This is a genomic window from Arcobacter ellisii (assembly GCF_003544915.1).
GTDB lineage: Bacteria > Campylobacterota > Campylobacteria > Campylobacterales > Arcobacteraceae > Aliarcobacter > Aliarcobacter ellisii.
This window is the reverse complement of sequence record NZ_CP032097.1, coordinates 733,499-747,689: the sequence shown is the minus strand read 5'-3', so window position 1 is coordinate 747,689 and position 14,191 is coordinate 733,499. Positions and strand designations below refer to the sequence as shown.

The 14,191-nt window shown below is 27.0% G+C and carries 16 protein-coding genes; 7 read left to right on the top strand and 9 right to left on the bottom strand.

From position 1 onward, the window contains the following. Window positions 1–14 precede the first annotated feature (14 nt). Window positions 15–2,171, top strand: a complete 2,157-nt coding sequence (locus AELL_RS03755) for a sensor domain-containing diguanylate cyclase (RefSeq protein ID WP_118916661.1) — start codon at window positions 15–17, stop codon at window positions 2,169–2,171. On the opposite strand, the gene AELL_RS03750 is transcribed toward AELL_RS03755, so the two are convergent. From AELL_RS03750 to AELL_RS03715, 8 genes are all read right to left on the bottom strand, one after another. Beyond that, window positions 2,168–3,010 carry a DMT family transporter gene (locus AELL_RS03750; protein ID WP_226806013.1) on the bottom strand — a complete coding sequence of 281 codons (843 nt, stop codon included), beginning with the start codon at window positions 3,008–3,010 and terminating at the stop codon, window positions 2,168–2,170. The genes AELL_RS03755 and AELL_RS03750 overlap by 4 nt on opposite strands. 34 nt (window positions 3,011–3,044) lie before the next feature. Continuing rightward, a complete protein-coding gene (locus AELL_RS03745) occupies window positions 3,045–4,502 on the bottom strand; it encodes a protein adenylyltransferase SelO (protein ID WP_118916660.1) in 1,458 nt (485 codons plus the stop codon). 108 nt (window positions 4,503–4,610) lie between these two features. Continuing rightward, complete coding sequence (locus AELL_RS03740) at window positions 4,611–5,069, bottom strand: low molecular weight protein-tyrosine-phosphatase (protein ID WP_118916659.1); 459 nt, start codon at window positions 5,067–5,069, stop codon at window positions 4,611–4,613. After that, entirely contained in the window at window positions 5,070–5,264 is a 195-nt protein-coding gene (locus AELL_RS03735) for a zinc ribbon domain-containing protein (RefSeq protein ID WP_118916658.1), read from the bottom strand. Window positions 5,265–5,497: 233 nt separating this feature from the next. Beyond that, window positions 5,498–6,037 (bottom strand): rhomboid family intramembrane serine protease, encoded by a 540-nt coding sequence (locus AELL_RS03730; protein ID WP_118916657.1) that lies wholly within the window; start codon window positions 6,035–6,037, stop codon window positions 5,498–5,500. Continuing rightward, window positions 6,021–6,608 (bottom strand): hypothetical protein, encoded by a 588-nt coding sequence (locus AELL_RS03725; protein ID WP_118916656.1) that lies wholly within the window; start codon window positions 6,606–6,608, stop codon window positions 6,021–6,023. The genes AELL_RS03730 and AELL_RS03725 overlap by 17 nt, the downstream gene beginning before the upstream one ends. 1 nt (window position 6,609) lies before the next feature. After that, complete coding sequence (lon, locus tag AELL_RS03720) at window positions 6,610–9,030, bottom strand: endopeptidase La (protein WP_118916655.1); 2,421 nt, start codon at window positions 9,028–9,030, stop codon at window positions 6,610–6,612. Between the two features lie 41 nt (window positions 9,031–9,071). Continuing rightward, complete coding sequence (locus AELL_RS03715) at window positions 9,072–9,725, bottom strand: outer membrane protein assembly factor BamD (RefSeq protein ID WP_118916654.1); 654 nt, start codon at window positions 9,723–9,725, stop codon at window positions 9,072–9,074. Window positions 9,726–9,820: 95 nt separating this feature from the next. On the opposite strand from AELL_RS03715, the gene AELL_RS03710 reads away from it, so the two are divergent. Genes AELL_RS03710 through AELL_RS03695 form a run of 4 tightly spaced genes read left to right on the top strand, consistent with a single transcriptional unit; the run spans window position 9,821 to window position 11,513 of the window. Continuing rightward, window positions 9,821–10,585: a pyrroline-5-carboxylate reductase gene (locus tag AELL_RS03710; protein WP_118916653.1), complete on the top strand. Its 765-nt coding sequence runs from the start codon at window positions 9,821–9,823 to the stop codon at window positions 10,583–10,585. Beyond that, the gene (locus AELL_RS03705; RefSeq protein ID WP_118916652.1) at window positions 10,572–10,859 is read left to right on the top strand and encodes a hypothetical protein; all 288 of its coding nucleotides are present in this window, start codon (window positions 10,572–10,574) and stop codon (window positions 10,857–10,859) included. Before AELL_RS03710 ends, AELL_RS03705 begins: the two co-directional genes overlap by 14 nt. Beyond that, window positions 10,849–11,190, top strand: a complete 342-nt coding sequence (locus AELL_RS03700) for a hypothetical protein (protein WP_118916651.1) — start codon at window positions 10,849–10,851, stop codon at window positions 11,188–11,190. The genes AELL_RS03705 and AELL_RS03700 overlap by 11 nt, the downstream gene beginning before the upstream one ends. Continuing rightward, window positions 11,187–11,513 (top strand): hypothetical protein, encoded by a 327-nt coding sequence (locus AELL_RS03695; RefSeq protein WP_118916650.1) that lies wholly within the window; start codon window positions 11,187–11,189, stop codon window positions 11,511–11,513. Before AELL_RS03700 ends, AELL_RS03695 begins: the two co-directional genes overlap by 4 nt. Here the strand turns inward: AELL_RS03695 and AELL_RS03690 are convergent. Further along, the gene (locus AELL_RS03690) at window positions 11,503–12,102 is read right to left on the bottom strand and encodes a non-canonical purine NTP pyrophosphatase (RefSeq protein WP_118916649.1); all 600 of its coding nucleotides are present in this window, start codon (window positions 12,100–12,102) and stop codon (window positions 11,503–11,505) included. The two genes, AELL_RS03695 and AELL_RS03690, sit on opposite strands and share 11 nt — an antisense overlap. Window positions 12,103–12,178: 76 nt before the next feature. Here AELL_RS03690 and AELL_RS03685 point away from each other — a divergent pair, with 76 nt between their 5' ends. Beyond that, window positions 12,179–13,489, top strand: a complete 1,311-nt coding sequence (locus tag AELL_RS03685) for an MFS transporter (protein ID WP_118916648.1) — start codon at window positions 12,179–12,181, stop codon at window positions 13,487–13,489. Between the two features lie 57 nt (window positions 13,490–13,546). Continuing rightward, window positions 13,547–14,188, top strand: a complete 642-nt coding sequence (locus AELL_RS03680) for a transglutaminase-like cysteine peptidase (protein ID WP_118916647.1) — start codon at window positions 13,547–13,549, stop codon at window positions 14,186–14,188. Window positions 14,189–14,191: the final 3 nt, after the last annotated feature.

Genomic DNA, 14,191 nt, shown 5'->3' with positions numbered 1-14,191 from the left:
GAGAAAGAAAAAGAATGTCCGAAAATAATAATTATAATTTTGATAAACAAAATGATACAGAAATGATACATCTAACATCAATTGAGTACAATCAAATTTTAAATTTACAACAACAAATTCTTGAAATGCTATCGACAAATATTAATACTTCACAAATATTATCAAAACTTTGTCTTTTAGCAGAATCTTTACTTCCAAACTCTGTAGCCTCAATTATGTTAAAAAATAAAGAAGATGGGCTAATGAGTATAAAAGCTGCTCCATCAATTCCTCAAAATGGACAAGATAGACTTGCTAATCTAAAACCAGATCCAACAGGTGGTTCTTGTGGAAATGCTGTTTTTAAAAACTTACCTCAATTTGTAAAAAATACATTTACAGATAAAAGATGGGCTGGGCTAAAAGAAGTAGCAATTGATTTTAACATCTGTTCTTGTTGGTCTTTTCCAATTAGAGATAAAGAAAAAAATGCTATTGGTTCTTTTGCTCTTTCATCTTTTGAACACCGTTCTCCTAATAAATTTCATAAAAAATTACTTGAAACAGCCTCTTCAATAGTTAGTACAGTTTTAGCGAATGAAGAGATTCAAAGAAGAAATAGGCTATTTTCAATTGCCTTAGATGACTCATCAGATGGAATTATAATTAGTGATGAAAAAAATCAAATTATTGAAATAAATGATGCCGTTGAAAAAATTTATGGTTATAAAAAAGAGGAATTGATTGGTAAAAATCCAAAAATTTTATCTTCAAATTTACATGATGATAATTTCTATGAAAATATGTGGGAAAAGATAAAAAAAGATTCAAAATGGAGTGGTGAAATTATCAATAGAAAAAAAGATAATTCTCTAATTCATGAATGGATGAGTATAACAGCAATTCAAGATGAGAATAAACAAACACATAACTATTTTGCTATTTTTACAGACTTAACTCAGTTAAAAGAGGCTCAAAATAAGATGGAATATATGGCTTATCATGATTCTCTTACAAATCTATATAATAAAAGTTATTTAACTTCTATTTTAAATACACCAAGTTATAAAACACTGATTCTTTTAAATATAAATAATTTTAGTTATATAAATACAGCTTACGGTTTTGATATTGGTGATGAAATTTTACTTTGTATTTCTGAAATTTTCAAAAATAATTTTCAAATAGATACCCTTTGTAAAATCAATTCAGATGAGTTTGCTTTGGTTTTTAATAGTGAAATTTCTATTATTGATAAGATTTTGGAAATTCAAGATTATTTTATGAAAAATTTAATCAATGTAAAAAAAATCAAACTAAATATTACCTTCTCTTATGGTGCTGTTTATGGTAATGAAATGCTTTTAAGAAAAGCATCAACGGCATTAAAAGAAGCAAAAGAAAATGGGAAAAATAGATTTGAAATTTTTGAACAAAATTACAGTATTGATTATACAAAAAGAGAAGCTTTTATAAACAATACAAATCTTATAAAATCAGCACTAGACAATGACCAATTTTTTCCTTTTTTCCAAGGAATTTATGACAATTTTAATCACAATATCACAAAATTTGAAGCCTTAGCAAGAATTGTTTTAAAAGATAAAATCATTTCTCCTTTTGAATTTTTAGAACCAGCTAGATTATCAGGACTTTTACCTGAAATTACAAAAGTAATAATAGATAAAACTTTTAAAACTATGGCAAAAAATAATTTTTCATTTTCAATAAATATAACAGAAGATGATTTAGCAGAAAACTATCTTGTGAATTATTTAGATGAAAAAATTGCTTTTTATAAAATAAATCCCAATAGAGTGATTCTTGAAATACTTGAAGGTGTTAGTTCAACTGGTAAAAAAAACCATATAAATCAACTAACTTCACTAAAAAGCAAAGGTTTTAAAATCGCAATTGATGATTTTGGTGCAGAGTATTCAAATTTTGAAAGAATTTTAGATTTGGATATTGATTTTTTAAAAATTGATTCAAAATATATAAAAGATATTGATACAAATAAAAGAAGTTTTGAAATAGTAAAAGCTATCGCATTTTTTGCAAAAAATGTAAAAATTCCTTGTATTGCTGAGTTTGTTCATAATGAAAATGTACAAAAAATTGTAAATAATTTGGGAATAAATTATTCTCAAGGTTACTATTTTTCAGTTCCAAATAAAGAGATAAAAAACTAAATTTTTCTCTTTTTATATAAGGCTATTAATATTCCAAAAAGTATTATAAAAGTTGAAACTATCAGTTCAAAACTAAGTTTTTCATCTAAAATTATTAGACTTAAAAATATGGCTATAATAGGAACTAAAAGTTGCAAAATACTTGCAGTAAAAATTTCTATTTTTGGTAAAACTTCATACCAAATCAAATAACCCAAAGCTGATGTTATCATCCCTGAAGTAATTGCAAGTAAAAAAGTATATACATCAACTTTTAAAAAATCTACAAATAAAACTCCAAAAATGAGTGTAAAAATCGAAGCTTTGAAAAAATTATCTGTTGTATTAAAAGTAGCATTTGTAGATTTTTTTCCTAAAACACTATAAACTCCCCAAGCAATTCCAGCTATTATCATCAAACTTGCGTGAAATAAAGAGATAACAAACTCTTCTTTTGGATAAAGAAGATAACCCAAACCAGCAAAAGCAATCAACACGCCAATTATTTTATGTAAAGAGAGTTTTTCTTTGTAAAAAAGAGCTATTAAAATCATACTTAGTTGAACAACTGCAAACAAAATCAATGTTCCAATTCCAGCATATAAATTCATAAAAGAGTATGAAAAACAAATAGCATATAAAAAAAGCATAAACGAACTTAACCAATTTGTTTTAAGATTTAGTTTTAGATTTTTGTTTTTATAAAAATAGATTAATAAAAGAAAAATTGCCCCTGAAAATATTCGTAAAAAAGTAAAAGAATAAGCATCAATATTTTGTGTAGAAATTGCCATTTTACACAAAATAGAGTTTGCACTTAAAAACAAAAGTGAAATAGAAATCAAAATAAAGATTTGCAAACTTATCCTTTTTATTTTTATTATAAAGTTTATTTTATGAAGAACAACTAAGTTTAATATTTGCAAATTTCATAGGTGTTGGTTGGGCATATCTTTCAAAATCTGGATGTTCATCAAATGGATTTAAAGCAATATTTAACAACTCATTTACAAGCCAATAATCGCCCTCATCTGCTTTTTGGATAGCTTCTTGAAGCATATAGTTTTTTAATATATATTTTGGATTTACTTTTTTCATAATTTCAAATCTACTTTCAAAAGTCGTTTCTTGCTCTAAACAAACTTTTTTATATGATTCAAACCATTTTTTAAGTGGCTCTTGAAAAACTGCTATATCCAAAATTGAACTTAAATCTTCAAATGATTTTAGATTTGTTAATCTATAAAAAAATACATTATAATCCATTTTTGAGGATTCCAAAGCACCTAATAATTCAAGAATCAAATATAAATTTGAGTCACCACTTTTTGAAACTTCAAGCCCTACTCTTTTGTTCATCATATCCAAATAGATTTTTTTATGTAAAGATAAATAGTTTTTCATATAGTTTTCAAGTTTTGTTTCATCACAAATTTTTTTAAGACAATCTAATAAAACAAACAAATTCCATCGTGCCACATAAGGCTGATTATTATAAGAGTATCTTCCTTCTACATCTGTATGATTACAAATTGAATTTTTTTCAAAATAATCCATAAAAGCATAAGGTCCATAATCAATAGTAAGTCCAGCCATTGAAAAATTATCTGTATTCATAACTCCATGTTGGAAACCATAAACTTGCCATAAAGCCATAAGTTTTGCACTTCTATCAACCAAAGAATAAAACATCTTTTCATATTTGTTTTCTTCATTTTCAAGTTCGGGATATGATTGTTTGATTACATAATTGGCTAATTGTTTTAGATTTTTTTCAGCGTTTTGTTTTGTTCTTGCAAAATATTCAAAAGTTCCAATTCTAATCCAAGAAGGGGACATTCTAAGAACAATAGAACATGATTCTTGATTCCATTCTCTATGAGCAAAACTATCTGAATCAATAATAGCTAAAGCCCTTGTTGTTGGAATTCCAAGAGCATACATAGCTTCACTCACAAGATACTCTCTAATACTTGAGCGTAAAACTGCTCTTCCATCTCCTTGTCTTGAATATCGTGTTAATCCAGAACCTTTTGTTTGTAAATGCCAACCGTTTATGCTTCCAAGATTTATTGCCCTTCCATCACCAAGTTGTGGTACAAAATAACCAAACTGATGCCCAGCATAAACCATACTATAAGGAACACTTCCCTTTAATATTTTTGTTCCATTCATAAACTCTAAAAACTCTTGAGTTTCACACTCTTTATAGTCTAATCCTATTAAGTCACAGGCTTTTTGATTGAAAGATACTAATTTTGGATTTTTTAATGGGGTTGCATTTAATTTTTGGTATAACTTTTCATCAAATTCAAAATAATCAACTTCAAGTTTTAATTCATCTAATTTCATTTTTATTCTCTTTTATAATAATTGTTCATATCTATGCAAGAACTCTACCAAAAGAAAACACAAAAGAGGATAAAAATTATCTTGTTTGATTATTTTTATTTTATTGTTTTAAATCTTTGATTTTATAAACTCATCAATCAAATTTCTAACACAAATATCAATCATTTCATAAACTTTATCAAAACCTTCAAATCCATCAAAGAAGTATGGGTCAGGTACACACTCTCCATCAAATCCAAAATCTCCAAGTTTTATAGGATTTTTATAACCTAAATTTTTTAGATTTGAAATATTATTTTTATCAAGTCCAACTATCAAATCAAACTTTTTAAAATCCTCTTTTTTTACTTGTCTTGCTTTTTGATTTGAAATATCAACACCATTTAGTTTTGCCACTTTTATTGAATTTTCGCAAGGTTTTTCTCCTATATGCCAAGAACCCGTTCCTGCACTATCAATCAAAATATCCAAATTTTGTTTTTTTATATACTCTTTTGCAACTCCCTCAGCAATTGGAGAACGACAAATATTTCCTAAACATACAAATAAAATCGATTTTACTTCCATTTAAAACTCATTTCCTTCTATACTATTATATGAATATGTTTTTATTTCACCATCTTCAACTATATATGAAACTTCTATTGGTCTGCAACAAACTTCACAATCTTCAACAACTGTCGTATATTCGTAAACTCCCGTATCCAAAAGAATTGAAATGGCTTGTAAACAATATGGACATTGAATATGTATCTCTTTCATCTAATTTCCTTTTTCATCTATTTAAACTAAAAATATGTTACTATTTCAAAAATTTTCAAAGGAGTTCTCATAGCTACTTGTAAAAATTGCAAAAATGAAATAGAACCAAAAAAAAGACAATGCCCATATTGTGGCATTTTAAATCCTACTGTAACCCTAAAAGATGTTTTTGTAGGAATGTTTATAGTTTTATTTGTGATGAGTATAGTTACTTATTTTGTAAATAATTAACTCTATCTTCTAATAAGTGCATAAATAAAACCAACAGCAAGTCCTATAAAATGGGCATACCAAGCAATTGGAAGTCCAATTAATAAAGGTGCAACTGAAATCAATAAAATCCAAGTAATTATTCCACCTCTTTGAGCTTTATCATAATATGCAACATATCCTAAAATGGCACAAATTGCTCCTGAAGCTCCCACTAAATTCACTTGATTATCTAAATAATAGATATATAAAAATGATAATAATGAAGTTACAATTCCTGTTATAAAATATAAAAGAATTATCTCTTTTTTACCTCTAAATCTCTCTATTAAATTTCCAAACTGCCAAAGAACAAACATATTCATTCCAAGATGGGCAATTCCACCGTGAGCAAAAATTGTAGTTAAAGGTTGCCACCAAAAATCATAAACCATAAAATAAAGATTTAATCCAAATAATAATCCACCTTGAGGAATGTTTATTTGAATAATATACATTATTACAGTTATTAGTATAATCACATTTGTTGCAGTAAAATCTCTTCTATTAAATCTTTTTAACATTGTTTTCATAAGCCTTTATAGTACAATCTATTCTTCTTTTTATCTCATCTTTATCATACAGATTAAAATCTATATAAAATCTAAAAATCTCAGTTTTATCTGCTTTAAATGAAGTCATTATACTTCCTGAACAAATCTTACACTCTTTTGATTTTTTATTTGGATCTTTTTTATCATTTTCGATTATTTCATACTCTATTGTCAAAAATTTATTTATATCCTCTTTTGGTTTAGATGAAATAGCTTCAATATAAAAACTATCTATCTCATTTAAAGTAATAAACTCTTCTATAATAGATTTTGAATGTATTGATTTTACATATTGACCATTAAGTTTATAAAATCCCTTATCTAAGGCTTTTATTGAATCATTTAAAAGTTTTTGATTATATACTTTTGAAGTAGAAAAAATTTCTTTTTCGCAAGAAAGAGGAGTTACCTCCTCTTTTGTTACATTTTTATCACCAACGATAAATTTTGAATACAAAACAATGACAATTGAAATCATTACAATAGAGGCTAAAGTAAAAAAATTATTTACTATTAGACTCTGTCGTCTTGTTTTGCTCATTTTAGTTTTCCAAAGCCTCTTTTAATACATCTTCGATTGTATCAACAGCTTTTATTTCCATAGCACTTTTTACTTCTTCAGGAATTTCATCTAAATCTCTATCAAAGTTTTTTCTAGGAACTAAGGCTTTTTTCATTTTTGCTTTATATGCAGCAATTAATTTCTCTTTTAATCCACCAATTGGTAAAACTTTTCCTGAAAGTGTAAGTTCTCCAGTCATAGCAACATCAGCTTTTATAGCTTTTTCACTTAAAACAGAAGCCATTGCAAGAGCCATTGTTATACCTGCACTTGGTCCATCTTTTGGTGTTGCACCTTCTGGAATATGTAAGTGAATATCATATCTTTTGTAAACTTCACTTGAATCAATTTTCTCTTTTTCTTCCTCTTCTTTGAAAGATTTTGGAATTATTTTATCATCGATTTTTAGAGTTTTATTATCAATTAATACTTTTACAACAGAGTAAGAAATTCTTGAAGACTCTTTCATAACATCACCAAGATTTCCAGTTACACTTAAATTACCTTTTCCTTTTAGTTTAATTGCTTCAATTTTTAAAACATCTCCACCAACAGCTGTCCAAGCTAATCCATTTGCAATTCCAACAGAGTTTTTCTTTTCAGCTGGGTCAATTTCAAAAATTGGATTATCTAAATATGTTTTTAAATCTTTTGTACCAATAGTTACTTTTTCTATTGTTGGGTCATTTAAAATCTGTTTTACAACTTTTCTACAAAGTTTTGAGAAAACTCTTCTTAGATTTCTAACCCCAGCTTCTCTTGTATATTTTCCTATTATCATCTCAATAGTCGCTTTATTGATACTTACTTCACTCTTTTTAAGTCCATGTTTTTCCAACTCTTGAGGAATTAAATAATCTTTTGCTATATGATATTTTTCATTTGGAGTATAAGATGAAATCTCTATAAACTCCATTCTATCTCTAAGTGGTGCAGGAATTCTTCTAGCATCATTTGCAGTTGAAACAAAAATTACTTGTGATAAATCAACTGGAAAATTAAGATATAAATCCCTAAATTCATGGTTTTGCTCAGGGTCTAAAATTTCAAGCATAACTGCTGTTGGGTCACCTCTATGGTTAGCTCCTAGTTTATCAATCTCATCTAAAACCATAACTGGATTCATTTTTTTAGCATCAATTAATCCTTTGATTAATCTTCCTGGCATTGCTCCAACGTATGTTCTTCTATGACCTCTTAACTCATTTACATCTTCCATTCCACCTAAAGCAATTCTAATAAGTGGTCTTTGTAGTGCTTTTGCAATTGAGTTTGCTAAAGAAGTTTTACCAACACCTGGAGGTCCCACAAAACATAAAACAGTACCTTTTGATTTTAAATCTTCGATATTTCTTTGCTCTAATAACTGTTTAACTGCAAAATATTCTGAAATTCTCTCTTTTGGTTTAACTAAAGAGTAATGGTCTTCGTTTAGTTGGTCTTCAACACTTTTTACTGATATTTTTTCATTTGCATATTCACCAAATGGAATATCTAAAACTTGTTCTACATAAGTTTGTAATAAAGAAGCATCAGGAGAATCTTGGTTCATTCTACTTAATTTTTCAATTTGTTTTTTTGTCTCTTTATAAGCCTCTTTTGGCATAAACTCTTTTTTAGCTTTTAATCTTTTTTTATAAGCTTTTATCTCTTCATCTTTTTGGTTATCACCGCCAAGCTCTTTTTGAATCGCTTTTATTTGCTCTTTTAAAAAATAATCTTTATGAGTTTTTTCTATTTTTGAGTTTACTTTTTGAGTTATCTCTTTTTGGATTTTAAATGATTCTATCTCTTTTTTTATCTCTTCAATAATATCAAGTAATCTTTGTTCTACATTTGTTTGAGAGAAAAGTTTATAAGCTTCATCTTTTTTTACTTTTAGAACTGAAGAAATCAAATCAGCAATTCTTGTTGCATCATCATTTTCTTCAATTGTTTTTACTAAATCAGCTGGGAATTTTGTATTTAATCTTGAAAGTTTTTTAACATTGTCAATTAAAACTTCTATAATAGATTTGATATTTTCTTCATTTATCTCTTCTGTTCTTAAAATATCAACTCTTGCAAAAAGAGAATCTTCTAAAGCAAAATCTAAAATTCTACCTTTTGCTAAACCTTGAAAAAGCACTTTTATTTTACCATCAGGTAAAGATACTTTTCGCATAATATTTCCAACTACTCCAACATCATAAAAAGAGTCTAATTCTCTTTTTCCCTCTTTACCATGCTTAGAAACAGTAACCATAACTAATTTATTATGTTCTATTGCATATTCAACTGCTTTTATATTTTGCTCATTACTTAAAAATAAAGGAGCAATCATAAAAGGGTATAAAAATATATCATCTTCAATAATTAAAGGTATAGTTTGTGGGAATTCATCGTAATTTTCTAATTCCATTTTTATTTAACTCCTAAAATCTGTATTATGCACTCTTGATATTATTCAAAAATTGATCTGTAAAAAGGAACTTTCACTGGTTCAATTTCTGCTGGATTTATCCAAGATTCTTTAACTTTTTGTTCATAAAAAGCTGCTGCTGCTTCTTTATCTCTTCTTATATAAAGTTCCGCAATTTCGTTATCAAATGAAGCTTTTGCCATAAATAATCTTGAATTTATTGTATCAACTAAAGGCATATAAGGTGAATTTTTGTATTTTGATTTGAACTCTTGTATTTGAGTAATTGTTTCATCAATTAATTGTTGATCTCTAAATTGGTATTTAAACCCTAAAAAGTTTGCTTTGATTTTTAAATATCTTGCATAATCAATATCTTTACTTAAACCAAATCTTTTAATATATTCATCTAAATAAAAGTTTGCTAAAGCATACTCTTCCTCATCAATGTGTCCATTTACTAAAATAAGAATAGCACTTGGAATAAAAGGAGAATTTCTATGTTCACTCTCTAAAGAAGTGTAAGTATCATCTGCTTTATCTAAATCTCCTGATGCAATTTGCTTCATCATTTTGTTATACCAATAAAGTGCAGGTTTATTGTACTCTTCTTCCTCTTTTGAAGAACAAGCAGATAAAACAAAGGCTGTACAAGCTATCAATAATAAATTTTTAAACTTCAAACTTTTTATCATTTTAATATCCTTTCTCATAAAAGTGTTATTCTATCCAATACTACCTTAGGAATTATCTGCTATAATTGATGAAAATAATTTAAAAGGCAATATAAATGAAACTTACATTAATTGGTAATGGAATTATGGCTCAATCATTAGCAAGAGGACTTATTAAAAATCACGAAATTGAGATAATAGGAAGAGATATAGAAAAATTAAAAGTTATTCAAGAGAAGATGCCTCAAATCACAATAAAAGCTTTAGATGACCAAGAAGATATTACAGGAAAAAATATTTTATTTTGTGTAAAACCTTATGCTTTACAAAGTGTATCAGCAAGACTTGTTGGAAATGCAAATGTATTATTATCTATTTTAGCTGGAACAAAACTTGAATCTTTAAGAAAACAAATCAAAGCAAAACATTATATTAGAACTATGCCAAATATTGCTGCTTCTGTACAAAATTCAATGACAACTATTACAGGTGATAACGAAGCGAAAATTATTGCAATGGAAATTTTTAGTAGCATTGGACAAGCTATTTGGGTTAATACAGAAACTCAACTTGATATAGCAACTGCAATTGCTGGAAGTGGACCAGCTTATTTAGCTTTAGTAGCTGAAGCTTTAGCAGATGGTGCAGTAAAAGCAGGACTTGAAAGACATTTAAGTATGCAATTAGTTCAAGGTTTATTTAGTGGAACATCAAGTTTACTAAAACATTCTCATCCTGCAATTTTAAAAGATTCTGTTATGAGTCCAGGTGGAACAACTGCTGCTGGTTATGCAGAACTTGAAAAAGCTGGTGTAAGAAATGCTATGATAAGTGCTGTTGAAGCTGCTTTTGAAAAAGCTATCGAACTTGGGAAAAAGTAGTTTTACACTACTTGAAACCTTAATCAGTATCACTTTTTTAATCATTGTCATAGGTGGTTTTAAATTTTCCACTTATGGTGATGAACAAGAACAAAAAAATTTTATGCTTTTAAATGATTTAGAAAATAAATTTGATACAAAAAATTACTCACTTTTTTCTAAAAACACAAAAAATCTTAAAATCATAAAAAATCAAACTATTGTAGAAAATATTGTTGTTTCTAAATATCAATTTGAAAATGAACAGATAAAGATTTTTAAATATGAAAAATAGTTTTTCTTTATTTGAAATCATATTAACACTAATAATTTCATCCATAGTTATAATCTATTCAACAATTTTTACAAAAGAGATAATTCTACAAAATAAACAAACTCAACAAATTGAAATTGATAAAATAAATTTTTTAGCTACAAAAATATTTTTTGAAAAACATAAAAATGAACTAGATAAATTTTCATTTGAAAATAACAATTTATACTTTGAAAATAACTTACTTTTAAAAGATGTAAAAGAGTTCACTTTAAATAAAAATCTTGAAAAAATTTCTATTTACATAAATTTAAAAAATAATATTATTCAAAAATGGGAATTTAGTTTATGAAAAAAGCTTATACACTTTTAATAACTATTATTTTAGTTACACTTTTTTCTTATATAGGTATTTTAATTTTAGAGACTAAAGCTTTAAGAAATGAAAATTTATCAAATCAATATTTATATATTCAAGGAAAAAATCATATAAATTTTTTAAAATCTTATGTAAAAGATTTAGATTTGAAAAATATAAATCATCTTCAAATAGAAGATGATTTATTTGATATTTATGCAACCATAAACACTGAAAATCAAAAACATATAATCAATTTTTATGTAAAAGCCAAAGATTATGATGTTTCAATTCATGAAAAAATTATCAAAGAATAACGTCTAAAACTTTTTTTGCTAAAGCCAAAGCTTTGCTTCTATGAGAGAACTCTTTTTTCACTTCATGTGGAAGTTCTCCTAAAGTTTTATCAAAACCATTTGGAATAAACATTGGGTCATAACCAAAACCACCCTCACCCATCTCTTTATTTATAACATTTCCATGCATCCAACCATGAACTGTGTAAACTTCATTTTTATAAACTATTGCTATACAAGCTGTATAAAAAGCAGGTGTTATCTCTAAATTTTTTGCATTTAGATTCTCTATTAATTTTGCATTATTTGATTTATCAGTTGCATTAACTCCTGAATAACGAGCACTATAAACTCCTGGTTCATTATTAAGTGCAGGAACAGAAATACCCGAATCATCAGAAATCACAACAACATCTTCATAATCTATTTTTTTTAATTCATCATAAATTGTTTGTGCTTTTTTAATAGCATTTCCTTTAAAAGTATCCTTATCTTCAACGATATCAATTTCACCTAAAATTTCACTAAATGCAATTACTTCATCATTTGGAAGAAGTTTTTGAAACTCTGAAATTTTGCCTTTATTTGCTGATGCTAAAACTATTTTCACAATTATCCTTTTTAACCTATTATTAACTAATATTAACTATAATCTGCCCAAAATTATATTATGTTTAGGATTATAGATGATTAAATCAGTTTTGCCTCTTAGTGCAATTATTGCTCTAAGATTTTTCGGTTTATTTTTAGTTTTACCTATTATTTCAGTTTATGCTATAAATTTAGAAGGTGCAACACCAACTTTAGTTGGTATTGTAATTGGTGGTTATGCTTTAACTCAAATGATTTTTCAAGTTCCATTTGGAGTAATAAGTGACAAACTTGGAAGAAAAGGTACAATTATTATGGGATTATTGCTTTTTGCAGTTGGTTCTTTAATTTGTGCTGTTTCTAATGATATTTACAGCTTATTATTTGGTAGATTACTTCAAGGTGCAGGTGCTATTGGAGCAGTTGTTACTGCAACTATTAGTGATTTAGTAAAAGAGGAACAAAGACCAAAAGCTATGGCTTTAATGGGTTCATCAATTGCTATTGCATTTGCAGTTTCTATGATTGCAGGTCCTACAATTGGTGCTGCATTTGGTGTTCACTCTTTATTTTATATCACAATGGTTATAGCTTTAGGTTCAATTTTTGTTTTAATAAAAATGGTTCCAAATCCTCCACATATAACTCACACTTATAATAAAAAAGTAAATTTAGGTGAAGTTTTAGGAAATACAAATTTAATTAAAATGAACATTACAAACTTTTTACAAAAAGGTTTAATGACATTTGCTTTTATGATTATTCCCATCACTTTAGTAAATCATTTTGAATGGACAATGGGTGAATTGTGGAAAGTTTACCTTCCTGCAATGATTTTTGGTGTTATTGCAATGGGACCTGCTGCTGTTATTGCAGAAAAAAAAGGAAAATTTAAAGAGATACTAATTATTGGGATTGTATTTTTTGCTATCTCTTATTTAGTAATTGGATTAAGTTCTAGTGCTGTTGTTTTTGTTGTTGGTGTTGTTATATTTTTTATTGGATTTAATATGCACGAACCAATTATGCAATCACTTGCTTCAAAATTTGCAAAAGTTCACCAAAGAGGTTTAGTTTTAGGAATTTTTAATTCAGCTGGTTATTTAGGAACATTCCTTGGAGGAATGATTGGAGGAATGTTTTATAAAAATGTAACTCTATCAACTTTAGTTATTACAATTGCAATTATCTGTGTTTTATGGGCTATTTTAATCTTTACTATGCCAAATCCTGCTAAAAAAAGATTTTTATATCTTTCTTTAGATGAGTATCATTTAGAAAATAGCAAAAATCTAAATAATCCTTCAATTGATGAGTGGTATATCAACAATACTGAAAACATTATTGCTATAAAATATGACAATGAAAAAATAAGTGAAGATGAGATAAAAACTCTTCTAAAATAACTTCTTTAATTTTAATTAAATATTAGATAATATATGTAATAAAAAAAAGGAGATAAGATGAAAAAAATGTTATTCATTTTAATTTTTCTTATCCCCTTTTTATCCCTATTTGTAACTGCCTCAAAAACATTCAATATTGACCCAGCTCAACTAGCTTCCATAGAAAACAAATATGGTTCAAGTGCTAAAAAAAGAGTTGAAATGTGGGACTCGATGATGGAAGCTTCTAAAAATGAATCTGTTTTAAATAAACTTAAAAATGTTAATGATTTCTTTAATAGATTAACATATAAAACCGATTTAGCACACTGGAAGAGAAAAGATTATTGGGCAACACCAGTTGAATTTATGGGAACTGGAGCTGGAGATTGTGAAGATTATGCAATTGCAAAATATTTTTCACTAATCAAATTAGGAATTCCAGATGACAAATTAAGAATTACCTATGTTACTTATTCAAAAGCAAATAGTAGATTTGACCAAGCTCATATGGTTTTAACATATTATCATCAAGCTGGGGCAATTCCTGTAGTTTTAGATAATATTAACGAAAGCTTACAACTTGCAACAAAAAGACCTGACTTAAAACCTGTTTATAGTTTTAATGCAACTGGATTATGGCAAGCTCAAACAAAAGGTGAAAAACGAATTGGTGCAAATAATCTTAAATCTTGGAAAGATTTAATGAGTAGATTTTAAAAA